The organism is Klebsiella sp. I138 (assembly GCF_051131765.1).
Taxonomy (GTDB): domain Bacteria; phylum Pseudomonadota; class Gammaproteobacteria; order Enterobacterales; family Enterobacteriaceae; genus Klebsiella.
In genome coordinates this window covers 157,056-183,965 of sequence record NZ_CP180447.1, presented here as the reverse complement: position 1 = coordinate 183,965, position 26,910 = coordinate 157,056, and the positions used below count along the sequence as shown (strand labels likewise).

The 26,910-nt window shown below is 53.8% G+C and carries 24 protein-coding genes and 1 tRNA gene; 15 read left to right on the top strand and 10 right to left on the bottom strand.

The genetic code is table 11. The features are described 5' to 3' along the window. Window positions 1–64: 64 nt before the first annotated feature. The 3 genes from fadJ to ACMYSK_RS00830 form a co-directional block, all read right to left on the bottom strand. The gene (gene fadJ / locus ACMYSK_RS00840) at window positions 65–2,209 is read right to left on the bottom strand and encodes a fatty acid oxidation complex subunit alpha FadJ (RefSeq protein WP_434639472.1); all 2,145 of its coding nucleotides are present in this window, start codon (window positions 2,207–2,209) and stop codon (window positions 65–67) included. Further along, window positions 2,209–3,519, bottom strand: a complete 1,311-nt coding sequence (fadI, locus tag ACMYSK_RS00835) for an acetyl-CoA C-acyltransferase FadI (RefSeq protein ID WP_434639471.1) — start codon at window positions 3,517–3,519, stop codon at window positions 2,209–2,211. The genes fadJ and fadI overlap by 1 nt, the downstream gene beginning before the upstream one ends. Before the next feature lie 158 nt (window positions 3,520–3,677). Continuing rightward, the gene (locus tag ACMYSK_RS00830) at window positions 3,678–3,962 is read right to left on the bottom strand and encodes a YfcZ/YiiS family protein (RefSeq protein ID WP_434639469.1); all 285 of its coding nucleotides are present in this window, start codon (window positions 3,960–3,962) and stop codon (window positions 3,678–3,680) included. 372 nt (window positions 3,963–4,334) lie between these two features. Between ACMYSK_RS00830 and fadL the strand changes: the two genes are divergently transcribed. Further along, window positions 4,335–5,657 (top strand): long-chain fatty acid transporter FadL, encoded by a 1,323-nt coding sequence (gene fadL / locus ACMYSK_RS00825; protein WP_434639467.1) that lies wholly within the window; start codon window positions 4,335–4,337, stop codon window positions 5,655–5,657. Window positions 5,658–5,724: 67 nt separating this feature from the next. On the opposite strand, the gene mlaA is transcribed toward fadL, so the two are convergent. After that, window positions 5,725–6,486: a phospholipid-binding lipoprotein MlaA gene (gene mlaA / locus ACMYSK_RS00820; protein WP_015583753.1), complete on the bottom strand. Its 762-nt coding sequence runs from the start codon at window positions 6,484–6,486 to the stop codon at window positions 5,725–5,727. Window positions 6,487–6,752: 266 nt separating this feature from the next. Between mlaA and ACMYSK_RS00815 the strand changes: the two genes are divergently transcribed. From ACMYSK_RS00815 to ACMYSK_RS00790, 6 genes are all read left to right on the top strand, one after another. Then, window positions 6,753–7,658, top strand: coding sequence for a formate/nitrite transporter family protein (locus ACMYSK_RS00815; protein WP_434639465.1), 906 nt, complete (start codon window positions 6,753–6,755; stop codon window positions 7,656–7,658). A 74-nt stretch (window positions 7,659–7,732) separates the two neighbouring features. After that, window positions 7,733–7,807, top strand: a tRNA-Arg gene (locus ACMYSK_RS00810). A 1,009-nt stretch (window positions 7,808–8,816) separates the two neighbouring features. Then, a complete protein-coding gene (locus tag ACMYSK_RS00805) occupies window positions 8,817–9,593 on the top strand; it encodes a peptidoglycan-binding domain-containing protein (protein ID WP_434639463.1) in 777 nt (258 codons plus the stop codon). A gap of 96 nt (window positions 9,594–9,689) precedes the next feature. Next, the gene (locus ACMYSK_RS00800) at window positions 9,690–10,475 is read left to right on the top strand and encodes a hypothetical protein (RefSeq protein WP_434639461.1); all 786 of its coding nucleotides are present in this window, start codon (window positions 9,690–9,692) and stop codon (window positions 10,473–10,475) included. 293 nt (window positions 10,476–10,768) lie between these two features. Beyond that, a complete protein-coding gene (locus tag ACMYSK_RS00795; RefSeq protein WP_434639459.1) occupies window positions 10,769–11,245 on the top strand; it encodes a WbuC family cupin fold metalloprotein in 477 nt (158 codons plus the stop codon). A 212-nt stretch (window positions 11,246–11,457) separates the two neighbouring features. Next, window positions 11,458–12,258 carry a MipA/OmpV family protein gene (locus ACMYSK_RS00790; RefSeq protein ID WP_434639457.1) on the top strand — a complete coding sequence of 267 codons (801 nt, stop codon included), beginning with the start codon at window positions 11,458–11,460 and terminating at the stop codon, window positions 12,256–12,258. Between the two features lie 10 nt (window positions 12,259–12,268). Here the strand turns inward: ACMYSK_RS00790 and cynR are convergent, their stop codons facing one another. Next, a complete protein-coding gene (gene cynR, locus ACMYSK_RS00785; RefSeq protein ID WP_434639456.1) occupies window positions 12,269–13,168 on the bottom strand; it encodes a transcriptional regulator CynR in 900 nt (299 codons plus the stop codon). A 141-nt stretch (window positions 13,169–13,309) separates the two neighbouring features. On the opposite strand from cynR, the gene ACMYSK_RS00780 reads away from it, so the two are divergent. From ACMYSK_RS00780 to ypdK, 3 genes are all read left to right on the top strand, one after another. Continuing rightward, complete coding sequence (locus ACMYSK_RS00780) at window positions 13,310–13,768, top strand: nucleoside deaminase (protein ID WP_434639454.1); 459 nt, start codon at window positions 13,310–13,312, stop codon at window positions 13,766–13,768. Continuing rightward, window positions 13,765–14,961 carry a cyanate transporter gene (locus tag ACMYSK_RS00775; RefSeq protein ID WP_434639452.1) on the top strand — a complete coding sequence of 399 codons (1,197 nt, stop codon included), beginning with the start codon at window positions 13,765–13,767 and terminating at the stop codon, window positions 14,959–14,961. The genes ACMYSK_RS00780 and ACMYSK_RS00775 overlap by 4 nt, the downstream gene beginning before the upstream one ends. 378 nt (window positions 14,962–15,339) lie before the next feature. Further along, window positions 15,340–15,411 (top strand): membrane protein YpdK, encoded by a 72-nt coding sequence (ypdK, locus tag ACMYSK_RS00770; protein WP_099130696.1) that lies wholly within the window; start codon window positions 15,340–15,342, stop codon window positions 15,409–15,411. Window positions 15,412–15,484: 73 nt separating this feature from the next. Here ypdK and alaC read toward each other — a convergent pair whose 3' ends face one another. After that, window positions 15,485–16,723, bottom strand: a complete 1,239-nt coding sequence (gene alaC / locus ACMYSK_RS00765) for an alanine transaminase (RefSeq protein WP_434639450.1) — start codon at window positions 16,721–16,723, stop codon at window positions 15,485–15,487. A gap of 381 nt (window positions 16,724–17,104) precedes the next feature. Between alaC and ACMYSK_RS00760 the strand changes: the two genes are divergently transcribed. Both ACMYSK_RS00760 and ACMYSK_RS00755 read left to right on the top strand, forming a co-directional pair. Beyond that, a complete protein-coding gene (locus ACMYSK_RS00760) occupies window positions 17,105–18,802 on the top strand; it encodes a LytS/YhcK type 5TM receptor domain-containing protein (protein WP_434639448.1) in 1,698 nt (565 codons plus the stop codon). A gap of 11 nt (window positions 18,803–18,813) precedes the next feature. Beyond that, a complete protein-coding gene (locus tag ACMYSK_RS00755; RefSeq protein WP_434639446.1) occupies window positions 18,814–19,554 on the top strand; it encodes a LytR/AlgR family response regulator transcription factor in 741 nt (246 codons plus the stop codon). 65 nt (window positions 19,555–19,619) lie between these two features. On the opposite strand, the gene glk is transcribed toward ACMYSK_RS00755, so the two are convergent. Next, window positions 19,620–20,585, bottom strand: coding sequence for a glucokinase (gene glk, locus ACMYSK_RS00750; protein ID WP_434639444.1), 966 nt, complete (start codon window positions 20,583–20,585; stop codon window positions 19,620–19,622). A gap of 264 nt (window positions 20,586–20,849) precedes the next feature. Between glk and ACMYSK_RS00745 the strand changes: the two genes are divergently transcribed. Beyond that, entirely contained in the window at window positions 20,850–22,085 is a 1,236-nt protein-coding gene (locus ACMYSK_RS00745; RefSeq protein ID WP_434639443.1) for an ion channel protein, read from the top strand. Here ACMYSK_RS00745 and ACMYSK_RS00740 read toward each other — a convergent pair. Beyond that, entirely contained in the window at window positions 22,082–23,743 is a 1,662-nt protein-coding gene (locus ACMYSK_RS00740; RefSeq protein WP_434639441.1) for an alpha-keto acid decarboxylase family protein, read from the bottom strand. The two genes, ACMYSK_RS00745 and ACMYSK_RS00740, sit on opposite strands and share 4 nt — an antisense overlap. Window positions 23,744–23,920: 177 nt before the next feature. Between ACMYSK_RS00740 and mgrA the strand changes: the two genes are divergently transcribed. Together mgrA and ACMYSK_RS00730 are read left to right on the top strand one after the other, a co-directional pair. Then, the gene (gene mgrA, locus ACMYSK_RS00735; protein ID WP_434639439.1) at window positions 23,921–24,913 is read left to right on the top strand and encodes an L-glyceraldehyde 3-phosphate reductase; all 993 of its coding nucleotides are present in this window, start codon (window positions 23,921–23,923) and stop codon (window positions 24,911–24,913) included. A 153-nt stretch (window positions 24,914–25,066) separates the two neighbouring features. After that, the gene (locus tag ACMYSK_RS00730; protein WP_434639437.1) at window positions 25,067–25,417 is read left to right on the top strand and encodes a DUF2502 domain-containing protein; all 351 of its coding nucleotides are present in this window, start codon (window positions 25,067–25,069) and stop codon (window positions 25,415–25,417) included. A gap of 46 nt (window positions 25,418–25,463) precedes the next feature. On the opposite strand, the gene ACMYSK_RS00725 is transcribed toward ACMYSK_RS00730, so the two are convergent. After that, window positions 25,464–26,702 carry an Nramp family divalent metal transporter gene (locus tag ACMYSK_RS00725; protein ID WP_434639435.1) on the bottom strand — a complete coding sequence of 413 codons (1,239 nt, stop codon included), beginning with the start codon at window positions 26,700–26,702 and terminating at the stop codon, window positions 25,464–25,466. Continuing rightward, window positions 26,683–26,739, bottom strand: a complete 57-nt coding sequence (locus ACMYSK_RS00720; RefSeq protein WP_420805094.1) for a hypothetical protein — start codon at window positions 26,737–26,739, stop codon at window positions 26,683–26,685. Before ACMYSK_RS00720 ends, ACMYSK_RS00725 begins: the two co-directional genes overlap by 20 nt. Window positions 26,740–26,910: the final 171 nt, after the last annotated feature.

Here is a 26,910-nt window from a genome sequence, read left to right as displayed (position 1 = left end):
ATTGTTTACAAAACAGCCAACAAACGGGTCGTTCATCGTTGGATTTACCTTCTTTGACCAAAACTTAGGTCATCCGTTCGCCAGTGGGCCAAAAGGTTGCCCCCTGCTCGGCCATGCGCAATAAATTTTCACATGGTGTAAAACGTGGGCCGTACTGAGCAGCCAGGCGTTGCAAGATGGCAACAACTTCACCCGCACCGAGTTTATCCATATAGCGGAACGGGCCGCCAAGAAACGGCGGGAAGCCAATACCAAACACGGCACCGATGTCGCCATCGCGTGCACTACGAATGACCTGTTCATCGAAGCAGCGTGCGGCTTCGTTAAGCATCAGCATCACGCAGCGTTCGGATATCTGCTGCGCTGACAGGCGCGCCTGCGGAGCAGAAACACCGAGCAGCGAATAGACGGCAGCATCAGGTCGTTTTTTGCTTGTACGCCCTTTTGTCTCATAAAGATAGAAACCACGGCTATTTTTTCTGCCTTTGCGATCGTCATTCAAGATCGCATCAATGATATTTGCAGGCGGGCTAAAACGTTCCCCCCACGCCGCTTCCAGAACCGGAAGAATTTTGGTGCCGGTATCAATCCCGACTTCATCCAGCAGCTGAATGGGCCCAACCGGAAAACCAAACTTCACCAATGACTTATCGATATGTTCAATGGGCTCACCTTCCACCAGCAGGCGCATCGCTTCATTTATGTAGGGCGCCAGGATACGGTTCACATAGAAGCCTGCTTTATCAGCCACGACGATCGGCGTTTTACCCTGCATTTTAGCCAGCTTCACCACCGTCGCGATCGTCTGCGGGGCGGTATGCTGATGAGGAATCACTTCAACCAACGGCATTTTCTCAACCGGGCTAAAGAAGTGCAGGCCGATGACCTGACCGGGCCTGCTGGCCTGCGCTGCAATTTCGCCAATAGGCAGCGAGGAGGTATTAGAGGCAAAGATTGTCTGCGGGCCGCAGTGTGCTTCGATATCGGCCACCATCTGCTGTTTGAGGGTTAAATCTTCAAAGACGGCTTCGATCACCACGTCACGGTGGGCAAAACCGTCAAAATCTGTGGAACCGGAAATCAGCGCCAGCTGTCTGTCCCGTTCGCTGGCGCGCAGATAACGGCGGCGAACCTGCTTATCCAGCAGTTCCCAGCTGTACTTCAGCGCGTGGTTAATTCCCCGCGCCTGAATATCTTTGATGCGCACAGGAAGCCCGCCTTTACAGGCGGTCACATACGCAATACCGCCGCCCATTAAGCCGCCGCCGAGAATACCGATACGATTCAGCGGCCCGGCCTGCGCACTGGCGCCGGGATCTTTCTTCAAATCCGTACTGGCAAAGAATATCGATCGCAATGCCTGAGACTGCGGCGTCATCGCCAGTTCGCCGAAGGCACGCGCTTCCTCGGCGTAGCCGCTACTGCAGCCATGGGCTAATCCATTTTCTATCACCTGCAGGATACGCTCGGTGGCAGGATAGTTACCCTGGGTTTTCTGACGGGTCTTTTTCCCCACCAGCCTGAACAGCAGGCTGCGGCCCAGCGGCCCGGCAAGCACTCGCTCACGTATCGGCATACTGCGACTCGCTGGACGCCCTTTCAGCGCCAGCTCCACCGCCGTTTGCAGCAGAATTGAATGCGGGACCACCTCATCCACCAGGCCCGCTTTCAGCGCCTGGCGTGCACGAAGCTGCTTACCGGTCAGGATCATCTCCAGTGCGCTGCTGACACCAATCAGCCGGGGAAGTCTTTGGGTGCCGCCGGAACCCGGCAGCAGCCCAAGTTGAACCTCTGGCAGGCCCAGTCGCGTTTTATCGTCATCGCTGCATACCCGCCCATGGCAGGCCAGCGCCAGCTCAAGGCCGCCGCCGAGGCAGGCACCGTGGATAGCGGCGATCACCGGGATCGTCAGCCCGTGGATCTCCGCCATAATCTGTTGTCCCTGGCGGGCCAGCGCTTCCGCTTCCTGAGCAGTGGAGCAACGGGCAATCATGTTGATATCCGCGCCGGCGATAAAATTGTCCGGCTTTGCGGAAATCATCACGACGCCGCGTAAGGATTTATTGTCGCGAATCTGGCGAACGATCGCCCGCACCTGGTGGCCAAATTCGGCTTTCAGGGTATTCATCTTCTCGCCGGGGGTGTCGATAGTAATAACGGCGACGTTGTCCGGGCGAATATCAAGGGTAAATGCCGATGTCATTTCCATTATTCGGCCTCCAGAATCATCGCGGCACCCAGGCCGCCCGCCGCACAGGCGGTGACCAGACCAAATCCGCCCCCTCTGCGCCGCAGCTCATGCAGCGTCTGGGTGATCATCCTCGCACCGGTGGCGGCAAAAGGATGCCCGTAGGCAATTGAGCCACCGAGGACATTGAATTTGCTCTCATCCACCTCCCCCGTCGCCTGAGAACGCCCGAGGACCTCACGGGCAAAGCGGTCGCTGGCCAGGCATTGCAGATTCGCCAGCGTTTGCGCGGCAAAAGCCTCATGCATATCAATAAGCGTTAAGTCAGCCAGCGTCAGACCCGCTCTTTCCAGCGCCAGCGGCGTTGACCACGCTGGCCCCAGCAGCATGTCCTGGCGAACATCAATGGCGGTAAAGGCGTAGCTGCGCAGATAGCCAAGCGGAGTTAATCCCAGCGCTTTGGCCTGTGATTCGGTCATCATGATCACCGCCGCGGCGCCGTCGGTTAACGGCGTACTGTTTGCTGCGGTGACGGTCCCATGCTTTCGGTCAAAAGCCGGGCGTAACTTTTGGTAATCAGCCAGTGTTGAATTTTTACGAATGTTGTTGTCGTTTTCCAGCGGCTCACGGTAGGGCGGAGCGTATGCGGTCATCACTTCAGCCGCTAACTTGCCCTCTTCCCAGGCTTTGGCAGCCAGCTGGTGCGAACGATGCGCCAGCGCATCCTGTTGTTCGCGGGTAATTCCCCAGGTTTTTGCCATCTGCTCTGCGGTATCCCCCATCCGTAGCCCGGTCGAATACTCGGCCACCGCAGGCGGTACCGGCAAAAGATCGCGAAGGCGTAAACGGGAGAAGAGCTTCAGGCGCTGTCCGAGGGTGCGCGCTTTATTGGCGTCGACCAGCGTGCGGGCGAGCTTTTTACTGACGCCGATAGGCAATACGGATGAAGAGTCGGCCCCGCCGGCAATTCCTGCGCGGATCGTCCCCGCCATCAGGCTCTCCGCAACGTTTGCGACGGCCTGAAAACTGGTCGCGCAGGCGCGGCTTACGCTGTAAGCATCGGTGTGTACGCTCATGCCGGTACCAAGAACAATTTCACGCGCAATATTCGGCGCTTCCGGCATCTGCACCACCTGGCCAAATACCAGCTGTTCAATCATTTCCGGGGGGATGTCGCTGCGAGCCAGCATTTCGCTGATGACCATTTTCCCCAAATCAACGGCGGGAACACCGTGAAATACCGTGGCCTGACGGGCAAACGGCGTACGTAAACCGCTGACAATGGCAATGCGATCGCCTTGACGGGTGACAAGCGGTAATGCCTGACTCATGACTTTCCCCTGTTAACCGATAAAACCAAGTGGTCTGACCTGATAACAGTTTTAACTAATTTTTTACATTAAGCCAATCGGCGAAGAGAAAAAGTGGGAGCCAAAACACATTGAAAGGAGAAGATAACGCCCCTGACGGGAGGGGCGTTGAAGGGAGATTAACGCAGACCGAGCTGGAAAATCAGGGTTTCGGCTTCACAGCAGAAGACGAAATCGATATCCATTTGTACGCCGCCTTCTACATCGGTAAAGGTCGGGGTAATTTTGCACGGTTCAGATTCCACACCACGCGCTCTTTCAGTCAACGCGGCGAGCGTCTCTTCCGCTGCGGCGCGATTGGCAAAAACGCGGCTGTAAGAGGCGGTGCAATCGGTGTTGTCCATAATGGTGCCAACATCCATACAGCAGCAAACCGGGGTTTCATCTGCACTAACTTTACTCATCGTAGATTTCCTCTGTATATGCACTCAATGGTGCCAGACAATTAATATGCTTATTTTACGCCCGGCCGGGAGCTGCCTCCAGTCGTTAATGACAACAAAAGACCTAAGTGACCGAAATCACACTTAAAAATGATCCAAAACAAGAAATGCCCGTTTTGGTTAATGCCTGTGGGGGCAAATTTGCCAGCTGGATCGCTTTTTTCGCATCACAATTGAAAAATCTCATAAACAAACTTGCAACATCTCATCTGGTCAGACCTATACTCAGCGCACTGGTCTGATTTCTATGTCGTAAAGCAGACCCTACACTTCGCGCTTCTGTTACGGCATGTAACATAGTTTAAATAAAAATAACTCAATGAGGTTATGGGCATGAGCCAGAAAACCCGCTTTACCCAATCTGCCCTCGCAGTGGCTGTAGCACTTGTTTCAACACAGGCCTGGTCAGCAGGCTTTCAGTTAAATGAATTCTCTTCATCAGGCCTTGGTCGCGCCTATTCCGGTGAAGGTGCAATTGCTGACGATGCGGGCAATGCCAGCCGTAACCCAGCATTGATCATGATGTTTGATCGCCCGACGATGTCTGCGGGCGCAGTGTTTGTTGACCCTAATGTCAATATTACCGGCCAGTCTCCAACAGGCAAAAGCCTGAACGCCGATAATATTGCGCCAACAGCATGGGTGCCTAACTTCCACTTTGTGTCGCCAATTAACGATCAGTTTGGTTGGGGGGCGTCTATTACCTCTAACTACGGTCTGGCGACCGAGTACGCCGATGACTATGCCGCCGGGAGCATGGGCGGAAAAACGGACTTAACCACGGCAAACTTCAACCTGAGCGGCGCCTATCGTCTGGACAGTAACTGGAGCTTTGGCTTAGGGTTTGATGCGGTCTATGCGAAAGCCAAGATTGAACGCTATGCGGGCGATTTGGGGCAAATCGTTGCAGGCTCTGGCGCACTGCCGCCGCAGCTGGCAGGCCCTGTTTCGCAAATTCCTGCGGATACGCAAATCGCTCACCTCAACGGTAACGCCTGGGGCTTTGGCTGGAACGCCGGTATTCTTTATGAAGTCGATAAGAATAACCGCTACGGCTTCACCTACCGTTCAGAAGTGAAGATCGACTTTGACGGTAACTACAAGAGCAGCTTACCTTCCGCGTACAACCAGATCCTCGGCAACTTCGGGCTTCCGGCGGGCACCAACGGTCAAACCACCGACGGCTCTCTGACCCTGAACCTGCCTGAAATGTGGGAGCTGTCCGGTTATAACCGCGTCGCGCCGCAGTGGGCTGTCCACTACAGCATGACCTACACCAGCTGGAGTCAGTTCCAGGAGCTGAAAGCTACGGGTAGCAACGGTGAGACGCTGTTCTATAAAGACGAAAGCTTTAAAGACGCCTACCGTATCGCACTGGGTACGACCTATTACTATGACGATAACTGGACCTTCCGTACCGGTATCGCCTTCGATGATAGCCCGGTCCCGGCCAGCACCCGTTCAATCTCCATCCCGGATCAGGATCGTCTGTGGCTGAGCGCAGGTACCACCTATGCGTTCAACAAAGATGCTTCGGTTGACGTAGGCGTTTCATACATGCACGGTCAGCACGTAGAAATCAAAGAAGGTCCGTATACCTTCCGTTCTGAAGGGACCGCGTGGCTGTACGGCGCGAACTTCAACTACCGCTTCTAATCCGTTGCTCGCATAAAAAAAGGGTGAACCACGCGTTCACCCTTTTTTATTGTCGTATCTAATTTTTTTACTGCGAATCGATATCTTTCAGATCGCCCTGAATCGCCTGAGCGTTAGGGTTCTCAACCGGCGTGAGTTTACCGCCGTTGGCGATAAAGTCATGACGCTGGAAGTACGCTTCACGCACCATGATATACGGGTCGGAAGACTGGCGCAGCAGGCCATCGGAATCCAGCAGCTGAGCACGCGTCTCAACCCCTTCGACCGCCCACTTACCGATAGACATCGGCCAGGTCAGCCAGGAAAGCACTGGATAAAGGCCATCAGCCATATCACCGCCTTCATCACGCAGCGTAAAGCTGCCATAGAACGGCAGTTGCACATAAGGACCGTAACCCACGCCATAATGCCCCAGGGTGCTACCAAAGCGGTGCGGTTCAACCCGCTGCAGTTTCGGGTTAGCCATCCCGGCGACATCAATCAGGCCGCCCATCCCAAGAAGGGTGTTAAGGAAGAAACGGGTAAAGTGCACCATACCTTTATAGGGATCGCCCTGCAGGAAATAGTTCGCCATCACCGCCGGTTCTTCAAGGTTGCTGGTAAAGTTACTCAGCCCGTTTCGGGCCGGCTGCGGAACATAATCACGCCAGGCCACGGCAACCGGACGCAGCACGTACGGATCCACCACGTTAAAGTTGAAGTCGAACATCGTACGGTTAAACCCTTCAAGAGGGTCTGAACGCCCCTGCGGCAGATCGCCAGAGCTGGAACTGGCGCATCCCACCAGCAATGTGGCGCCAAGCGCAAGCGCCGACAGGCGAAAATTCATAGGTGTCTCCCTGTTAATTTTGGCTATTGCTGTGGGTTATCCGGGGACTGCAGCCTCCATACGATATCGCCCGAAGCAAATTGCAATCTGGTGCCTGCTTTCAGCATAGCCTTCTTTGGCATAATTGTTGCGTCCTGATTCTATACATATTTTGCAATATTCGTATTGCTATTCTTGCCATTCCTAAAAATTTAAGAAGTTATCCTGGGCCCGGCGAAGGAATTATCTCTACGCTTATGAGAGCGAAAAACGCAGGAGGAAATGGCATGACGACAGATCCCAAACCTCACGATCGCCTTCATAGCGAAGATGTGGAGGTTGAAAGCGAAGAAAAACAGGATGGTGAACCGATCGAGGTCAACGAGAAGCGTCTGCCCTCGCGCGCGATGGCCACGCATGAGGAGATCCGCCAGGAGGGTGAAAAAGAGCTGGAGCGTGATGCCCTTGCTCTTCTGTGGTCAGCGGTGGCTGCCGGTCTGTCGATGGGGGCATCGATGGTGGCAAAAGGCATTTTCCACGTTCATCTGAGCGATCTTCCCGGCGGTTATTTACTGGAGAATCTCGGTTATACCTTCGGCTTTATTATCGTCATTATGGCCCGCCAGCAGCTGTTTACGGAAAATACCGTCACCGCCGTATTACCGATCATGCATAAGCCGACGCCCGGTAATATTGCTCTCTTATTACGACTCTGGGGCGTGGTCCTTCTCGGCAACTTGCTTGGCACGGGGATTGCGGCCTGGGCCTTTAATATGATGCCGATTTTTGACGATGCCACCCGTGGTGCGTTTCAGGCGATCAGTATACAGGTGATGGAGAATACACCGTCTGAGATGTTCGCTAACGCGATTATTTCCGGCTGGCTGGTAGCGACCATGGTCTGGATGTTTCCCGCCGCCGGCTCGGCAAAAATCGTGGTGATCATCATGATGACCTGGCTGATTGCGCTTGCTGATACCACTCATATTGTTGTCGGCAGCGTTGAGATTTTTTACCTGGTCTTCAACGGCTCGCTGCCGTGGCAGGACTTCATCTGGCCCTTCGCGCTACCGACGCTGGCCGGCAATATTTGCGGCGGGACGTTTATCTTCGCGCTGCTCAGCCACGCGCAAATCCGCAATGACATGAGCAACGATAAAAAAGCGCAGCTTAAAGCTAAAAAACACCCTTAAGTGGCGAGAGTTTAAGCAGTTAAGCCATAGATGCTTAACGAACAAGGAAAAAAACGCTATACTCCCGCCGCTTCGTCCCCTTAGTTAAATGGATATAACGAGCCCCTCCTAAGGGCTAGTTGCAGGTTCGATTCCTGCAGGGGACACCATAGTTTTCGACCTTCCTCATTCGTTTTACCCAAAAACCCTACGCAGAATAAGGCATTGAGCCTATATTCAGATGCATCCATCTCCAGAAATAACGCCCAAAAGTATCCTCGTGAACCAGCAGATCGTCTTTAGACACACCCACTCCTTAACCCAAATCATCATCCAGTTTGTGATGAGCTACAAGATCCGACGGTTGTGCATAAAAGAAATAAGGGAGGTTTAGCCGCTCTGGAGGCAAATTTCTGTCGCATTTAAGCGAAGAAGATCAACACTTCCGCCCCTCAGCATCAATGGCTGACACAAGAAACCCTATTTGAAACAAAGTTTTTACCCATTTAATAATAAATGCCTGTAACTGCGAGCATGAGTGTTATCACCTGCAAGCAAAAATATACGCCCACAACGAAAGTATCGACCTTGAAAAGGTCTTTTTTTCTTCTATCCTAAAAGCTGAACTCAACATGAAGAAAACAGTTAGTCTGTTATGTATTTTTTGTATTACAAAAGCCTCTTCTAAGAACGTTGCTATTAATGAACGTAGCGATGCTGTTTTCTCTACTCGGAATTCGGCATCCTCTACATAACAACTGCGTAGCGGGGATGTTCTTTGCTTACACCCCAAATTTAGCTCCGGGAGTGCTATAATTAAAAAAAGCAGTAAGGCAATATTTTCATACTGCTTGACTGTCAGCACCATAGCCATGAAATATTATCGTGGAGATGATCGTTTTTCACAAAAAAATCGCCTCCCATTATAAAATGACGAATTTTTTACGCTTTTAATCTCACTCCTTACTTTTACTCTGAATCAATGACGTCATAATATTTAACATGGTTAACCAATAACGCCTTATTATATCATGATGATTTTAATAGCCCTGAGCAACCATTAAACATTAACTCTATTATTGGGAAGCTAAAAGTGTCAGGCAACCATTAAAGTGAAATGCGTTATATCTATGATACATAAATTATCATTTAATTCATCACTACAGCCGGAGTCACCCAATGCAAGCGACCCAGTATTCAAATGCCGTAAAAAATGAACTGAACTTCCCCGGCCCTCTGCAGGCAGGTAGTAAAGGATTAGGAGCCAGGCGCGTACAAGAATGGCTCTCTCATCATAACGTTGGGACCAAAATAGACGGCGACTACGGTCCTGCTACCACAAGCTGCGTGAGTCAGTTTCAAACAAACAACCATCTCCCCCAGACAGGCATCGTGGACGAGGCAACATGGTCCAGACTCGTCGCCCCTCTCACTTTGGCACTTACCGACAGTCAGGGAGCCTCCCTGGGGGAGCGCATTCTTAACGTCGCTCAGCAGCATCTCGCCAATCATCCCAGAGAATATGGTGGCGACAACCGAGGACCGTGGGTCAGGGTGTATACCGGAGGATACGATGGACCAGAATGGTTGTGGTGTGCGGGATTTGTGAGTTTTATCCTTAAACAGGCTGCGACAGAACTGGGGTTATCATTACCCATTACCGGGTCACTATCGTGTGATGTCCTTGCATCTCAGGCCCAATCGGCGGGCCGCCTGGTAAAAGGTTCTGACCTGCAAGCTGGCAAGAGCTCCTGGGCGTCCCTCGGTCAAACGTACATTTTCTTAGTCCGACGAGAAGCGGGTGACTATAGCCATACCGGTATGGGTTTTGGCGGGACATTCGACGTATTCAAAACCATCGAAGGTAATACAAATGATGATGGAAGCAAAAACGGTTATGAAGTTGCCGCCAGAACGCGTTCCGCTGATAGCAAAGATTTTATCAGGATACTCTAATACGCAACGGTACATTGGCTACGATTTTTTCACTTTACCGTCATTATTTTTCGCAGCCCAACATAATTTATTCAAGCCATTCAGCAGGAGTAAATCATGGCAGACAACACACCGACTACAGCTAACTATCTTTCGGATGCAGAATCCTTAGAGAGAACAAAACTAGGAAAATATGTTCTCTATTTTTCTCTGATAATTATATTTTTACTGGCTAGCATCGCAATTTTCGCTGCATATAAAGGCAGTGCTACCGGCAGTGAAAAATTTAATAATATCAAAGATATTCTCACCATGATCCTGCCACTTATAGGCACCTGGATTGGGACCGTTCTGGCATTCTATTTTTCCAGAGAAAACTATGTGGCAGCGGCACAACAAAGCGCCAACCTTATTCGTCAATTAACCCCTGAACAACGACTGCAGAGCATACCGGTCACTGAAGTGATGTTAGATATGTCCGCAGATACAACGTTAAAATTAACGTTGCCTCCAGGCAATAATTTCAGTGCAGTGAATCTTCAAACAGCCATTATTACTCCTCTGGAACAGAATAATCGCAACCGCTTGCCCATTGTTGATAGTACGGGGAAGATTCTTTATATCCTTCATCAAAGCTTTATCGATAAATTTCTCCTTAAACAGCCCTCTGGAACATCAGCAGCAACGTTAACATTGCAGAACCTGCTAGCTGACCCGGCGCTCAATAAAACCTTCGCGGCATTTGCCATCGTCGGGAAAAATGCACGGCTGATTGCGGTCAAGCAATTGATTGATGGTAACCCTGATTGCTCTGATGCTTTTGTCACCGAAGACGGAACTAGCGGATCAAGGGCTATAGGTTGGATAACGAATGTCATTGTCCAGGAGAAGTCTATGGCATAACCACAATACGATGTTCTTTAGAGGCTGAGGGTCAGGACCGCTGACACCTTGTGCTCTAAAGCATCATTAACCGGCAAGTATTTAATGATAGCGATATCCCTGTAGCACCATGAAACCGAAGAAAACAGGCAGCGGCTATCGCACCGTTGCCTGCTCACGCTCTGTCACAGATTCTCCCCGACATTTCACGCTTAAATAGATACAATGCGGCGGCTGGTTTCTGCAAAGAAGCGCAGTGTTTATCCACAGTCGCGAAACCATTCGCACACTCAGATCCTACGTCAGGCGGTTAAATGAAAAACATCACTTTCAGTGACATGCAACAGCAGAGCGAAGCGGCAGCACGTTCACCTCGTTTACGTGCTCATCGTAATTTTCATCCTGAATTAACCGATCCCGTACAACGTCTGGCGATCGCGATGGAACCAGGAACCTATATTCGCCCTCACCGTCATCCGCATACCTTTGAACTGCTGTTACCTCTCAGCGGGCGCTTTGTGGTGCTGACTTTTGATGACCAAGGTTACGTCACTCGCCGCATCGTACTCGGTGAAGAGTGTACGGCGTTAGAGATGGATGCCGGGACCTGGCATGCGGTGCTGTCGCTGGACGCCGGTGGCGTCATTTTTGAAGTCAAACACGGCGGCTATCAGCCGGTTGCTGCCGCGGATTATGTCACCTGGGCGCCCGCGGAAGGTGAAGAAGGAACGTTTGAACTGATGGAATGGTATCGCCAGGCTCAGGTTGGCGATGGTGGCCATCTTCGCTAATCCCAGGCAGACAGGTTCAAATTAATCCGCTGCCGGGAAGCGGCGGATTAAGACCTTCATATCCCATAGAAAAACGGTCGTCACAAATTAAGAAAAAACAAAAAACCCGCCCCCCGACTGACCAGGGCTGGTATATATTCACATTAGCAATGCTTCATCTGTAAAGCATCTGCGTATTAGCTCCATAATCCCTCATCATATTTGGAATACGGATGAAACCATTTCGCTACCCTGCCGCTGCTCTCTGCTCTCTGATGTTATGCTCTTCGCCCGCCAGCGCCGAGGTTGATCTGGGTTCCATCGATATCTTCTCCGCCTCGAATCCGAATAGCCCGGTCCCCAAAGGACTGATACTGGGAGCGGCAACCATCAGCGGAACGGCGCGCTACGAGAAGCAGGATAATGAAACTTACTTTATTCCCGGCGGACTCTACTTCGGCGATCAGTTTATCTATCTCGGGGATCGCGCCCGTTACTATTTTCACATCGACGACAAAGTCGCCTTTTACGGCTATGGCCGCTGGCGGTTTGGCAACTTAGATCCCAGCGATAATAGCGCCTTCAAGGGGATGGAGAAGCGAAAGGGCGAGTTTGAAGCCGGTATCGGCGCTACGCTGATTACCCCCTATGCGCTGCTGAGCGCTCGAATCAGCTCCGACGTTACCGGCCGCAGCGACGGGCAGGAGCTGCTGCTGTGGGCGGATTTCCCGATCATTAAAGATAATCTGCTGGTCATGCCGGGAATGGGGCTGATGATCCGCAGTAGTAATATGGCCAACTACTATTTCGGCGGCGTATCGGCCAGCGAAGCGACCCCGCAGCGCCAGCAGTGGGATACCGGCACCACCGTCTCACCCATGGCGGCGATTATCACCAGCTACCGTTTCAGTCCCCACTGGGTTGGCATGTTCGCGGCAAATTACGAACTGTATGATAAAGATATCGCCGACAGCCCACTTGTTCAGCACAACGGCGAGCTGTATGGCATTCTGGCCGTCGGCTACACCTGGTAAACGGGCACTGTCATGGGGTTTTCCCACCGCTAAGCTCCCCGGCGACCTGGAATGCCATCGCGCTAAACGCGCGCGCCGCGGCGCTCTGCCATGCTCCCTTGTGCTGTAACAGGCAGGCCGTGCGCTCCAGCAGCACCGGCGTGAGCGTCACCGCGACCAGATCGTCGTGGTCCCGCGCGATGGCAGCCGGTAACAACGTCCCAAGCTGAGTATGTTGAATCACCGTCAGCACCGCGCTGATAGAGTTGGCCTCCATCTGTATCGTCGGTTGAATACCATGCTGCCGACAATAGCTGTCGATTTGCCCGCGCGTCGCAAACTCCTCGCTCAACAAAATCAACGACTGCTGGTTGAGTGCGTCCAGCTTCATACTGCGCTGACCCGCCAGCGGGTGATGCCGGCCAACCACCAGCGCCAGCGTTTCACTGAACAGCGGTGCGGCCACAATATCCCGTGAGCCAATATCACCAAAAGCAATCCCGGCATCCAGCTCATCGTTAAGCAGCAACGCTTCCATCCGATCCTGAGCCATTTCGCGCATCGTCAGCGTGATGTTCGGGTAACGCTGATAAAAAGCCGCCATCAGCGGCCCCATAAAGTAGGTCGTAAATGTTGGCGTCATCGCCACGCGCAGCACTCCCCGCTGCAGATCTTCCACGTCCAGCAGCGCTCGCTTGCCTTCTTCCAGATCCTGGAGCACCCGACGAGCGTAGATAAGCCAGACCTCGCCGGTATCGGTCAAACGGATGCTGCGCCCGCTGCGGTCAAAAAGCAGGACGCCGAGCACCTCTTCAAGCTGGCGAATTTGTTGTGAGAGTGCCGGCTGCGAAACATGCAGCGCCGTCGCGGCTCGGGTAAAACCACGATGTTCGGCGACCGCCAGAAAACAGGTGAGATGGCGTAACAGCATGTGCCGCTCCTATAAGTAAAAGCAATGGACCCAATCATAAATAAGTCTTTTAACTTATGAAACAAGATGCGTACTCTGACCGGATGCGCAACCGCAGCTTTCCCTCTTCCCGCAACAAGTCCGCTTTTTTCCGGAGCCGCTATGTCTGTTCACGATATCTATCTTCAGCACGCCATTGCCCTGGCCAAAACCAATGTTGAAAACGGCGGGCGCCCGTTTGGGGCTGTCGTCGTCCACAACGGCGACATTGTCGCCCGGGCCGTCAACACCCTCCACCAAAACGGCGATCCGACTGCTCATGCAGAACTCAACGCGATTCGCGACGTCGCGCTGCGCCTGGGCAGTCGGGTGCTCAATGAGTGCATCATTTATGCCAGCGGCCAGCCCTGTCCGATGTGTCTGAGTGCTATCTATTTGACCGGTATACGCGAGGTTTATTTCGCAAACAGTAACCGGGATGGCGAACCTTTCCGTCTCTCCACCGCCGCAATCTACTACCAGCTAAGTCAGCCGCTGGAAACACAGTCGCTTGCGATTCACCATAGCCCTCAGCCTGAGGGCCTCGCGCTTTACCAACTGTGGGCGGATAAACAACAATGAGCCCGACCTGCCGCAACCGCCTGATGCTTCTGGTGCTGGTTCTGGTTGGTATCAATATGCGCCCGCTTTTGACCTCCATCGGCCCACTTCTTCCACAGTTACAGCAGGCCAGTGGAATGGGTTTTACCCTCGTTTCACTGCTCACCGCGATCCCGGTCATCGCAATGGGGTTCCTGGCGCTGGCGAGTCCGTGGACTGACCGACTGATCAGCGAACGCCGGGGGGTTGTGTTGAGCCTGATGGTGATCGCCGCTGGCGCTCTGCTCCGTGAATTCGCGCCGCGCAGCGGGCTTCTGCTCAGCAGCGCTCTGCTCGGTGGGATCGGGATTGGTATTATTCAGGCGACCATTCCGGCAGTCATCAAGCGTCAGTTTCCGCACCGGACGCCGCAGGTCATGGGGCTGTGGTCCGCGGCGCTGATGGGCGGAGGTGGCCTGGGGGCCGCATTGACGCCGTGGCTGGCACAGCACAGCGCCGTCTGGTACCACGCCCTTGCCTGGTGGGCACTGCCCGCCGTCGCGGCACTATTCGGCTGGTGGTCGGTGAGCCGCCGCCCGTCCGCCGCGCCACATCCGGTCGGCGCTTCGGTAACCGCGCCCGTCTTCCGCCGCCGTCGCGCCTGGACGCTCGGGCTCTACTTTGGCCTGATTAACGGCGGCTACACCAGCCTGATCGCCTGGCTCCCCCCTTATTATATGCAGTCGGGTCACAGCGCTCAGTTCAGCGGAACCCTGCTGGCTATCATGACCGTAGGGCAGACCGCAGGGGCACTATTGATTCCCATGTTGGCACGCCACGACGATCGCCGCAGGCTGTTGCTGCTGACACTGTTGCTCCAGCTCATCGGTTTCTGCGGGTTTATCTGGCTGCCGCTACAGGTCCCACAGCTTTGGGCCATGAGCTGCGGCATCGGTTTGGGCGGCGCATTCCCGCTGTGCCTGGTACTGGCGCTCGATCACGCCCGGCAGCCGGCGATTGCTGGCCGGCTGGTGGCTTTTATGCAGGGTATCGGTTTTATCGTTGCCGGCGCGTCTCCGTGGCTGTCGGGGTTGTTACGAAGCCTGAGCGGCAATTATGTGCTCGACTGGGCGCTTCATGCCGTCTGCGTCATTGTGCTGATGGGCATCACCCTGCGTTTTATACCGGCACGCTATCCGCACGCCTGGCGTCAGCCGGAGCCTGCCGTCGATTAAGCCCGCACGTTGCGGCGCGGGAGAGCGTTTTCCGCGCCGCATAACCGGCATGTCCTATTAGAATAAATCCCAAAATCAAACAGCTATCGCCTGAAGGCTGATGTGGCGAAAAGCCGTCGCCAGAATGGAATTTATTACCGAATGAAATTAATGTGTCGCCGAATCACGACACTCGTAAGTAACTAAAAATTAATAAAAAAATGCCTCTTGTTTCCCTCATTTTTTAGGCGTACATTAGCGCCATCTGGAGCAGTTACAGCACAGAATTTCGACCTGCCGCAGCCGCCAGAATCATCTGGTTTTACTGCGACAGATCAGAATCAACAATGAAGATTAAATTCATTTAGGCGTTTCGCCGAGAACGCGGAGTGATGAGTCGTGAAATACTTTATTATGGGCGTGTCTTTTATGGTCATCGTTTGGGCCGGTACTTTTGCCCTGATGATTTAAGCACAGCCAGTGTCAAAAAAACGGGAGCCAGCGGCTCCCGTTTTTTGTTGATGCTGTTCTTTAATTCGCGCGGTTACTCGTGGCTTTCGCCGGCCGACTTGCCCGATGCGGGAAGCAGCCCGTCAGCACGAAACATCGATTTGATCCCGCGAATGGCCTGGCGGATACGATCGCGGTTTTCGATAAGTGCAAAGCGCACATGGGTATCACCGTAGTCGCCGAAGCCGATACCTGGCGAAACGCAGACCTTGGCATCCTGAAGCAGCTTTTTCGCAAACTCCAGCGAACCCAGCGCTGCATACTGCTCGGGAATTTTCGCCCAAACGTACATTGATGCCTTAGGACACTCGACCATCCAGCCCGCTTCATGCAGCCCTTTGACCAGCACATCGCGGCGGCGCTTGTACTGCTCCGCAATATCACGCACGCACTGCTGATCGCCTTCAAGTGCAGCAATCGCCGCAACCTGTAATGGCGTGAATGTACCGTAATCGTGATAGCTTTTAATCCGCGCCAGCGCATTGACCAGGGTTTTGTTGCCGACCATAAAGCCGATACGCCAGCCGGCCATATTGTAGCTTTTAGAGAGCGTAAAGAATTCAACGGCCACATCGCGCGCGCCGGGAACTTCCATGATTGAAGGCGCCTTCCAGCCATCGTAGACGATGTCGGCATAGGCCAGATCGTGTACCACCAGCACATCGTATCGCTTGGCCAGCGCCACCACTTTTTCAAAGAATTCCAGTTCGACACACTGCGCAGTCGGGTTGGAGGGGAAACCGAGGATCATCATTTTCGGTTTCGGGTAGCTTTCGCGAATCGCCCGCTCCAGCTCGTTGAAGAAATCAACGCCCTCCACCAACGGCACCGAACGCACCTGCGCACCGGCAATAACCGCGCCGTAGATGTGAATTGGGTAGCTGGGATTCGGCACCAGCACCGTGTCGCCATGATCCAGCGTCGCCAGCATCAGATGTGCCAGCCCCTCTTTTGAGCCGATTGTAACAATCGCTTCCGATTCCGGATCGATCTCGACGTTATAGCGATCCTGATACCAGCGCGAAATTGCGCGGCGCAGGCGAGGAATACCGCGGGAAGTCGAGTAGCCGTGCGTATCTGGCCGCTGCGCCACGGTGCACAGTTTTTCAACGATATGCGGTGGCGTCGCGCCGTCGGGGTTGCCCATACTGAAATCGATAATATCTTCGCCGCGCCGACGCGCAGCCATTTTCAGTTCAGCCGTGATGTTAAAAACGTAAGGGGGCAGACGATCGATACGTGTGAAACGGCGTTCAGGACTGGATTCAGTCATAGATTCCTCAGAGTAACGTTAGCGCCCGGACCGTCCGAGCGACGCTGTCGCGTTTGCGACGAGATTAGAAAATAACCCGAAAAAAATGATGCTGTCGAGGGGGTGAGAGAAAAATAATCGCTGGCGAAAAAAGCGGGCATCAGCATCATACAACACGGCAGCTGCTGTTCCCGATTTAGCCGGATCGAAAAATGAATGCAACATATTAATATCTATTAATTTACCTGTTTATATCATTCTACGACGGCTCAGCAGACAGACTCTGGCGTCATCATTAATCCCCTTTTTTTAGTGTGCCATTTCTCTGTTCGACGCTTCGGCTGGCCTTCTGCCGCCAGGTTTTTTATCATGTCTCTTTCCCGCGATAGACACGGCGCACCCATGCACGAAATATTCACTATGCTGCTGGCGGTTTTTGACCGCGCGGCACTCATGTTGATTTGCCTTTTTTTCCTGATTCGCCTGCGTCTGTTTCGCGAGCTTTTGCATAAGTCTGCACATACGCCGAAAGAGCTGCTGGCGGTTATCGCCATTTTTTCCCTGTTTGCCCTGTTCAGCACCTGGTCTGGCGTTCCGGTAGAGGGTTCCCTGGTCAACGTGCGAATTATCGCCGTCATGTCCGGCGGTATTCTGTTTGGCCCCTGGGTTGGCGCTATCGTCGGCGCTATCGCCGGCGTGCATCGCTATCTCATTGATATTGATGGCGTGACCGCCATCCCCTGCTTTATCACCAGTATCGTCGCTGGGCTATTGTCGGGGTTGATTAACAGTAAGGTCCCGAAAGCACAGCGCTGGAAGGTCGGGATTCTCGCCGGGATGCTCTGCGAAACATTAACCATGATCCTCGTGGTCTTTTGGGCGCCGTCGTTCTCACTGGGCATGGATATCGTCTCCAAAATCGGGATCCCGATGATCCTTGGCAGCGTCTGTATCGGCTTTATCGTGCTGTTGGTCCAGAGCGTAGAAGGCGAAAAAGAGGCCAGCGCCGCGCGTCAGGCAAAACTGGCGCTGGATATCGCCAACAAGACGCTACCGCTCTTTCGCAAGGTAAACAGCGAATCCCTGCGCCAGGTTTGCGACATCATTCGCCGCGATATCAATGCTGATGCGGTAGCCATCACCACCACCGACCGGGTTCTGGCCTACGTCGGGTTTGGTGAAAGCAACTACCACGATAGCGACAATGACATCAGCCCCACGACACGTCAGGCAATCGAGAGTGGGAAGATCATTATTAAAAATAATGATGAGGCCTACAGAACGCCTGAAATTCACTCGATGCTGGTCATTCCGCTACGCGAAAAAGGTGTCGTCACCGGAACGTTGAAAATTTATTACTGCCATGCCCACCGCATCACCTCTTCTCTGCAGGAGATGGCCGTCGGGCTGTCGCAAATTATTTCCACCCAGCTGGAAGTCTCGCGAGCGGAGCAGCTGCGCGAAATGGCCAACAAGGCCGAGCTGCGCGCCTTACAGAGCAAAATCAACCCGCATTTTCTCTTTAACGCCCTCAATGCCATTTCATCTTCAATTCGCATGAATCCGGACACTGCCCGCCAGCTCATTTTCAATTTGTCGCGCTATTTGCGCTATAACATTGAATTAAAAGATGACGAGCAGATTGATATCAAACGAGAGCTGTACCAAATCAAGGATTACATTGCCATCGAACAGGCGCGTTTCGGCGATAAACTGACCGTTATCTACGATATTGATGATGAGGTCAGCTGCGTGATACCGAGCCTGCTGATTCAGCCGCTGGTGGAGAATGCCATCGTCCACGGGATCCAGCCGTGCAAGGGCAAAGGAGTGGTCACTATTGGCATCACCGAGTGCGGCAATCGGGTCAGGATTAGCGTTCGAGATACCGGAAATGGTATCGATCCTGCCGTGGTCGCACGTGTGGAGGCGGATGAAATGCCGGGTAATAAAATCGGCCTGCTTAACGTACACCATCGGGTAAAATTGCTGTATGGCGAAGGGCTGCATATCCGCCGCATGAATCCGGGTACGGAGATTGCGTTCTACGTGCCGGATAAGCTCGCCTCCCAGACCACTCCGGTGTCTCTGCTGCCATGAACGGAGAAAAAATGAAAGTCATCATTGTTGAAGACGAGTTCCCGGCGCAGCAGGAGCTCACGTGGTTAATTAATACCCATAGCCAGATGGAGATTGTCGGCACGTTCGACGACGGGCTTGACGTGCTGAAGTTCCTGCAGCACAACAAGGTCGATGCCATTTTTCTCGACATCAACATTCCCTCGCTGGACGGCGTTCTGCTGGCGCAAAACATCAGTCAGTTTGCGCATAAACCGTTTATTGTGTTTATCACCGCCTGGAAAGAGCATGCGGTGGAGGCATTTGAACTGGAAGCATTCGACTACATTTTGAAGCCATATCAGGAATCACGGATCATTAACATGCTGCAAAAGTTGACCAGCGCCTGGCAACAGCAGCAGACGGGCGGTCAGGCCGGGTCGCCAGCCAATCCTCAGCGGGAAAACGATACGATAAATCTGATTAAAGATGAGCGAATTATCGTGACCAGCATTCACGATATTTACTATGCGGAAGCCCACGAAAAAATGACCTTCGTGTATACCCGTCGGGAGTCGTTCGTGATGCCAATGAATATTACGGAGTTTTGCGGCAAACTGCCGCCAGCGCACTTCTTTCGTTGTCACCGCTCATACTGCGTTAACCTGAATAAAATCCGCGAGATTGAGCCCTGGTTCAACAACACCTACATCCTGCGTTTACGCGATCTGGAGTTTCAGGTGCCGGTCAGCCGCAGCAAGGTTAAAGAATTTCGCCAGCTCATGCATCTGTAGCAGGGATGTAGAAAGGGAATAGCCCGCTCGGCAACGCCGGAACGGGCTATCTGACCAGCACAGTTTTAAAGAATCTGCCCCAGCGTCTGGCGCAGGTGCGCCCCGGAACCTAGCAGGCCCGGATTATCGTGAACGATAAGGTAGACCGGAATATCCTGGACGAAGGCTTTAAAACGCCCTTTGTCTTCAAACCCGCCGCGGAAACCGGACGCCTTAAAGAACTCCAGGAAGCGCGGAACGATGCCGCCGGCAATATATACGCCGCCGAAGGTCGCCAGCGTCAACGCGAGGTTGCCACCAAAGCGCCCCATAATCACGCAGAACAGCGACAGCGCGCGACGGCAGTCGATGCAGGTGTCGGCCAGCGCGCGTTCGGTGACATCTTTCGGCTGGAGATTTTCCGGCAGGCGACCGTCGGCTTTCACAATCGCCCGATACAAATAAACCAGCCCCGGACCGGATAACACGCGCTCGGCGGAAACGTGGCCCAGCTCAGCGCGCAGCTCTTCGAGGATAATCCCCTCTTCTTCGCTGTTCGGCGCGAAATCAACGTGACCGCCTTCACCCGGCAGACTCACCCAGCGTTTGTCGACATGCACCAGATGCGCGACGCCCAGGCCGGTTCCCGCACCGTAAACGGCAATAGGTTTCCCTTCTACCGGCGCCGTACCGCCAAACTGAATCAGATGCTCGGGCTTCAACATCGGGATCGCCATCGATACCGCGGTAAAATCGTTGATGATTTCCAGATGCGAGAACCCGAGGTTCTTTTTCATCTCTGCGATGGAAAAAGCCCACGTATGGTTGGTCATCGCCACCCAGTCACCGGTGATCGGACAGGCAATCGCGATACAGCCGTCTTCAACCTCAACGCCCTGCTCGTCCAGATAGACACGGACAACGGCTTCAAGACTGGGGTAATCGAGCCCGGAATAGGTTTTTGCCCGGGAAATCTCCCCGCTTGCAATATCACATAATGCCAGTCGGGCATTGGTTCCGCCGACGTCTCCTACTAAAGCAAATTTTGTCATTCCGTTACGGCTCCACTAAAGTCAAAATGATTCTTTTGGCACACTGTAAATTCATGATGCCTTAACAACAACGACCAACGTATAAGTGCCCACAGTTTAGCGACCTATGTCACATTTAGGTTGTAATCTGTGCAAAATGATTCTCAACGCACTGCGGGATCGTCAGGCATAGCCGTCAGTTTATCGTTTCAGCACCATTTGCATCGACGCCCTTCAGAGGCAAAGGCAAAATCGTGCTTCACGACCTTTAAAAGGAAATGTTTCATGCTGCATCCGCGCGCCAGAACGATGCTGTTGTTATCGATACCCGCAGTGATTATTGGTATCGCTTCCAGCCTTGTATTGATTGTGACGATGAAGATTGCGGCCATACTGCAACATTTTATCTGGTCCAGCATACCGTTGAGTTTAGGTATCGAATCCAGCGGTCAGCTCTGGACTATCGCCGTACTCACGCTAACCGGTATCGCCGTTGGTCTGGTCGTACGTTTTAGCCCGGGACATGCCGGGCCCGATCCGGCCACTGAATCATTGATCGGCGCACCTATCAGCACCGGCGCGCTGCCGGGCCTGGTAGCGGCTTTAGTGCTGGGTCTGGCGGGCGGCGTCAGCCTTGGGCCGGAACATCCGATAATGGTCATGAATATCGCCCTTGCGGTGGCTATCGGCTCTCGTCTGTTCCCCCGCGTCAGTTCGCTGGACTGGACGATTCTTGCCGCCTCCGGCACTATCGGCGCCCTGTTCGGCACTCCGGTGGCCGCTGCGCTGATTTTTTCGCAAACCCTCAACAGCAGCAACGATGTGCCGCTGTGGGATCGACTGTTTGCACCTCTGCTGGCTGCTGCTGCGGGCGCCCTGACCACGGACCTGTTCTTCCATCCTAATTTCTCGTTGCCTGTCCCCGTTTATCCGCAAATGCATATCGTCGATATCTTCAGCGGTGCTATCGTGACGTTAATTGCGATTGCCGTAGGGATGGTCGCAGTCTGGTGTTTGCCCCGACTGCATGCGCTGATGAATCGCCTGAAAAACCCGGTGTTAACGCTGGGTGTTGGCGGATTGCTGCTGGGGATTCTCGGCGCTGTGGGCGGTCATATCACGCTGTTTAAAGGCCTCGATGAAATGCAGCAAATCGCCGTGAACCAAACCCTGACGGCCGGCGACTTTTTGCTGATTGCGCTGGTGAAGCTGGCGGCACTGGTGATTGCGGCCGCCAGCGGTTTTCGCGGTGGGCGAATTTTTCCTGCGGTATTCGTCGGCGTGGCGCTCGGCTTAATGCTGCACGCGCACGTCGATGCCGTTCCGGCTGCCATCACGGTCTCCTGCGCTATTCTGGGGATGACGCTGGTGGTGACCCGCGATGGCTGGCTTAGCCTGTTTATGGCGGCAGTGGTGGTACCGGATACCACCCTGTTACCTCTGCTGTGCATTGTTATGCTCCCGGCCTGGCTGCTGTTGGCCGGGAAGCCGATGATGATCGCCAGACGACGAAACGATTAGACGCGGCTGTTTCTCTCCTCCAGAGCCTGGGTCACCGCGCGCAGGAAGTCGGGAATATCCATTTTGGGCAGCATGACTTCCACCAGCGTCAGTTTATCTGAACCAATGCTTTCGGCCATAGCCTCCTCAAGCTCTTCCGTGCGCGTCACGCGCCAGCAGCGGGAAGGAACATCGGGGGCAAAAGCTTCAGGCAGGCGGTTCCAGTCCCACAGCGCAATGTCGTTATAGCGCTGTTCCGCGCCATGGATCGCTCGTTCAACCGTATAACCTTCGTTATTGAGCAGCAGAATCAGCGGGTTTTGTTTATCACGCAGCATCGATCCCAGTTCCTGAATCGTCAGCTGTGCCGCTCCATCGCCAACAATCAGCACGACCCGCCTGCCCGGCGCGGCGGTTTGCGCGCCGTAGGCGGCCGGCAGGGTAAACCCTATCGACCCCCACAGCGGCTGGACCAGCAGGGTGGCATCTGAGGGGAGCTTCAGCGCCGCCACGCCGAACGCCGCAGTCCCCTGATCGGCAAGAATAATATCCCCAGGACGCAGCTGCTCCTGGACTGTGCTCCAGAAGCTGCCTTGGGTAAGATTCCCGCCTGTTACGCTACCCACTTCTGGCGCAGAGCAGGCTGGCAACGTCCACTCTGCGGACAGGCTGGCAGAGAGGGTCATCAATACGCCAAGCGCTTGATCCATTGGGATGCGACTGAACCAGCGATCGCCAACTCTGACGGCAAACGGTTGAATTTCAATTGTGCGCTCAAGGGGTAAATGTTGGGTGAATCCGGCGGTGATGGTATCGGTAAAACGGGTTCCTACGCAGATGATAGTATCGGCATTTTCAATTGCCTCACGGGTTTGCGGCGCGCTGGCAATACCGCTGTACGTACCGACAAAACCACGCTGCTGCTCATCAAACAGCCCTTTCCCCATCAGCATAGTGGCACAGGCAATCGGCGTTTTCGCTACCCACACGCGTAACGTATCCTGCAGGCCATAGCGCTGGGCAAGGAAATCAGCCAGGAGCGAGACCTGCCGACTGCTGCGCAGCATCTGCCCGGCATATTCACGGAATCCAGCCAGTTGATTCTCATCCGCAGGCGGTCCCTCAATCTCCAGCCGACGAGCGGGGGGCGTCGCTTTTGCTTTCGCCACATCGGCAGGCAACATCAAATAGCCGGGGCGATGGTGAGTCAGCATATCGCTCAATACACGGTCGATTTCGTGACAGGCATTACCCGCCGTCAACGTGGCCTGCGTGCAGGTTATCTGTTCGCTCATTCGCGAAAAGTGCGTGAAGTCGCCATCCCCTAACGTATGGTGCAGAAGCTCTCCGCGCTGCTGCGCCCCGGTGCTGGGCGCACCGACAATATGCAGCACCGGAATATGTTCCGCATAGCTGCCCGCCACGCCGTTAAGCGCGCTCAACTCGCCGACGCCATAAGTCGTCAGCAGCGCACCGGCACCTTTGATGCGCGCATATCCGTCGGCAGCATACGCAGCATTCAGCTCGTTTGCACAGCCAACCCATCCCAACGCTTGATGCGCGATTACGCGGTCGAGGAATTGTAAGTTGTAATCTCCAGGTACGCCAAACAAGCGGTCTATGCCGCAGTCTACGAGACGATCCAGCAGATAATCGCCAATGGTGTAAGTCGGTTGCATCTCCATACTCCTCTTCCTGTTGCAGGTGATCTGAGTATTGAATAAGCGATCCAACTGTCCAGATAGCGGTCAATAATCGATGTGGAAAGCAAAATTTACGCATTTGAGGTGTGTACTCTGCGCTGAACATTCTTTAGTGTAAACGTATACACAACCTGTTCTATCTGCGGAGGAAGTATGGTTTACCAGGCAAATACGGCACGATATCAAACGATGGAATACCGCCGTTGTGGCCGGAGCGGATTAAAGCTTCCGGCCATTTCACTCGGCCTCTGGCACAATTTTGGCGACGAAACGCAAGTAGAGACCAGCCGTCAACTGCTGCGACATGCCTTCGATCTTGGCATCACCCATTTTGATTTAGCCAACAACTACGGGCCGCCACCGGGCTCTGCGGAAAGCAATTTCGGCCGTATCATGCGGGAGGATTTTTTACCCTGGCGCGACGAGCTTATTATCTCCAGTAAAGCCGGTTACACCATGTGGGACGGGCCGTATGGTGACTGGGGATCGCGTAAATATCTGGTGGCCAGTCTCGATCAAAGCCTGAAGCGCATGGGGCTGGAGTACGTTGATATCTTCTATCATCACCGCCCTGATCCCGAAACCCCACTACAGGAAACCATGCGCGCGCTGGACCATATTGTACGCCAGGGCAAAGCGCTGTATGTCGGTCTTTCCAACTATCCCCTTGAGCAGGCCGCCGAAGCCGTGCGCATCCTCAACGACCTCGGAACGCCGTGTCTTATCCACCAGCCAAAGTATTCCATGCTCGAACGCTGGGTTGAAGATGGGCTACTCGATTTTCTGCAGGCAGAAGGCGTGGGAAGCATTGCGTTTTCACCGCTGGCAGGTGGTCAACTAACCGACCGTTATTTACACGGTATCCCGGCAGATTCCCGCGCGGCCAGCGGCAGCCGCTTCCTGCAAGCGGATCAGTTGACGGAGGCGAAACTGGAAAAAGTTCGCCGGCTCGACGCACTGGCGCAGGCCCGAGGGCAGAAGCTCTCGCAGATGGCTCTGGCCTGGGTTTTACGCGAAGAGAAAGTGACCTCAGTTCTGATAGGTGCCAGCAAAACCGCCCAGCTTGATGATGCTATCGGCATGCTGGCTAACCGCCATTTCAGCGCAGCAGAGTGTGCAGAGATCGACGCGATACTTGCGGCGTAAAGACAATTTTACTTTAGCAAAAAGTGCTCTTATCCGCGATTTAGGAGTTCATCCAATGCTGCGGGGCTTTACCGCCCCGTAATATCACGTTAACAGGCCCAATGAGAGCCCATTTCATCAGGCTTTCAGGCCCCGATCGTGAAGGAGAAGAGTATGTTCAGGTCACTGATTCTGGCTGCAGTGCTTTTGGCTACAGCGCCACTGGTTGCTAATGCCGGAGAGATCACCCTGCTGCCATCTGTAAAATTACAAATAGGCGATCGTGATAATTACGGTAACTACTGGGACGGTGGCGGCTGGCGCGACCGTGATTACTGGCGTCGTAACTATGAATGGCGTGACAACCGCTGGCGTCACCATGATAACGGGCGTCATCGCGGCTGGGACAAGCGCAATGCGTACGAACGAGGTTATCGTGAGGGCTGGAACGACCGTCGCGATCATCATGACGGCTGGGGGCGTGGACCGGGCGGCGGTCGCGGCCACGGTCATGGCCATCATTAACAACGTCGGGGAGCCACATGGCTCCCCGATTTATTGGCTATCTGCATTACAATCCAAATAGCGTGGCAACCAGTAACCAGCCATTCAACAGTACCACGATGGCGACAATCACCCATCCCGTCCGTTTCACCCACAGCGCATTGACCAAATCCCCCATCAGCTGCGAATTACTGGTGAAAATCAGCAGCGGTACCAGCGCCAGAGCAATACCAAAGCTCAGCAGCACCTGGCTCATCACCAGAATTCGCGTCGGGTCCAGTCCCATCATAATGACAATAAACGATGGCAGCATGGTGACCGCGCGGCGAAACCACAGTGGAATATGGAAGCGAATAAACCCCTGCATGACTACCTGCCCTGCCAGCGTTCCCACCACCGTCGATGACAAACCGGCGGCCACCAGACTGAGGCCAAAGATAGTTGCGGCCGCGTGGCTTAGCAGCGGTTCCAGGGTCAAGTAAGCCTGATCGAGATCGGCAATCCCCGTATGACCGTTAAAATGAAATGCGGCGGCAGCGGTGGCCATCATCGCCAGGTTCACAAATCCGGCAATGGTCATGGCAATCGCAACGTCCCAGCGAGTTGCGTTATAGCGCTCTTTTCGCGTCCCGTCGTGCAGATTCTGGGTTAGCGAAGAGTGTAAATAGATGACGTGCGGCATGATCGTCGCACCAAGCACCCCGGCGGCCAGAAACACCGCTTCACCGTTCGGCAGGCTCGGGACGATCATCCCTTTTGCCAGCGGCGCCAGCGCCGGTTGGGAGAAAATCAGCTCTACGATGTAGGCGACAGCAACAAACAGCAGTAAACCGCCAATGACTTTTTCCAGCGGCTTTTGCCCACGACGCTGCAACATCAGGATCAAAAAGGTCGCGAACCCGGTTAATACCGCGCCCTGCAGAAGCGACACTCCGAGAATCAGCTTAAAGCCAATGGCCGCCCCAATAAATTCGGCAAGGTCGGTCGCCATGGCGATAATTTCCGCCTGCACCCAGTAAAACCACACCACCGGGCGCGGATAATGATCGCGGATCTGCTCCGCCAGGTTTTTACCCGTGGCAATCCCCAGCTTTGCCGACAGCACCTGAATCAGCATCGCCATCAGGTTGGCCCATACCACCACCCACAGCAGCTGATAGCCAAAGCTGGCACCGGCCTGGATATTGGTGGCAAAGTTGCCGGGATCGATATAACCAATGGCAGCAATGAACGCAGGCCCCATCAATGCGAGCTTCATCTTGCGCGCTGCGCGACCGCTGCTATTCTCAACGCGACTGCTTGTCATTTTCTGCCTCTGAAATATAGCCTTTGCTATGTTTCATGCTATCAAAATGCGAATGATTATCAAGTTCATTTAGAAAGATGATCATTATTGCTTTGATAGGGGGGAACGATAGCGGCTAACAACGAAAAAGTGGCATTGATGAAATTGCATCTCGCCAGATCACAGATTAGTACAATCTAAGCAACTTTTAAAACCTTTACGCTACATA

Excerpts from the sequence above, each read along its gene's own strand:
- fadL (WP_434639467.1), top strand. The coding sequence starts at position 4,335 with ATGAGCCAGAAAACCCGCTTTACCCAATCTGCCCTCGCAGTGGCTGTA.
- ACMYSK_RS00830 (WP_434639469.1), bottom strand. The coding sequence starts at position 3,962 with ATGAGTAAAGTTAGTGCAGATGAAACCCCGGTTTGCTGCTGTATGGAT.
- cynR (WP_434639456.1), bottom strand. The coding sequence starts at position 13,168 with ATGCTGTTACGCCATCTCACCTGTTTTCTGGCGGTCGCCGAACATCGT.
- mlaA (WP_015583753.1), bottom strand. The coding sequence starts at position 6,486 with ATGAATTTTCGCCTGTCGGCGCTTGCGCTTGGCGCCACATTGCTGGTG.
- mgrA (WP_434639439.1), top strand. The coding sequence starts at position 23,921 with ATGGTTTACCAGGCAAATACGGCACGATATCAAACGATGGAATACCGC.
- ACMYSK_RS00800 (WP_434639461.1), top strand. The coding sequence starts at position 9,690 with ATGGCAGACAACACACCGACTACAGCTAACTATCTTTCGGATGCAGAA.
- ACMYSK_RS00805 (WP_434639463.1), top strand. The coding sequence starts at position 8,817 with ATGCAAGCGACCCAGTATTCAAATGCCGTAAAAAATGAACTGAACTTC.
- ACMYSK_RS00775 (WP_434639452.1), top strand. The coding sequence starts at position 13,765 with ATGAGCCCGACCTGCCGCAACCGCCTGATGCTTCTGGTGCTGGTTCTG.
- ACMYSK_RS00760 (WP_434639448.1), top strand. The coding sequence starts at position 17,105 with ATGCACGAAATATTCACTATGCTGCTGGCGGTTTTTGACCGCGCGGCA.
- ACMYSK_RS00780 (WP_434639454.1), top strand. The coding sequence starts at position 13,310 with ATGTCTGTTCACGATATCTATCTTCAGCACGCCATTGCCCTGGCCAAA.
- ACMYSK_RS00755 (WP_434639446.1), top strand. The coding sequence starts at position 18,814 with ATGAAAGTCATCATTGTTGAAGACGAGTTCCCGGCGCAGCAGGAGCTC.
- glk (WP_434639444.1), bottom strand. The coding sequence starts at position 20,585 with ATGACAAAATTTGCTTTAGTAGGAGACGTCGGCGGAACCAATGCCCGA.
- ACMYSK_RS00730 (WP_434639437.1), top strand. The coding sequence starts at position 25,067 with ATGTTCAGGTCACTGATTCTGGCTGCAGTGCTTTTGGCTACAGCGCCA.
- ACMYSK_RS00740 (WP_434639441.1), bottom strand. The coding sequence starts at position 23,743 with ATGCAACCGACTTACACCATTGGCGATTATCTGCTGGATCGTCTCGTA.
- ACMYSK_RS00745 (WP_434639443.1), top strand. The coding sequence starts at position 20,850 with ATGCTGCATCCGCGCGCCAGAACGATGCTGTTGTTATCGATACCCGCA.
- fadJ (WP_434639472.1), bottom strand. The coding sequence starts at position 2,209 with ATGGAAATGACATCGGCATTTACCCTTGATATTCGCCCGGACAACGTC.
- ACMYSK_RS00795 (WP_434639459.1), top strand. The coding sequence starts at position 10,769 with ATGAAAAACATCACTTTCAGTGACATGCAACAGCAGAGCGAAGCGGCA.
- ACMYSK_RS00725 (WP_434639435.1), bottom strand. The coding sequence starts at position 26,702 with ATGACAAGCAGTCGCGTTGAGAATAGCAGCGGTCGCGCAGCGCGCAAG.
- alaC (WP_434639450.1), bottom strand. The coding sequence starts at position 16,723 with ATGACTGAATCCAGTCCTGAACGCCGTTTCACACGTATCGATCGTCTG.
- ACMYSK_RS00815 (WP_434639465.1), top strand. The coding sequence starts at position 6,753 with ATGACGACAGATCCCAAACCTCACGATCGCCTTCATAGCGAAGATGTG.
- fadI (WP_434639471.1), bottom strand. The coding sequence starts at position 3,519 with ATGAGTCAGGCATTACCGCTTGTCACCCGTCAAGGCGATCGCATTGCC.
- ACMYSK_RS00790 (WP_434639457.1), top strand. The coding sequence starts at position 11,458 with ATGAAACCATTTCGCTACCCTGCCGCTGCTCTCTGCTCTCTGATGTTA.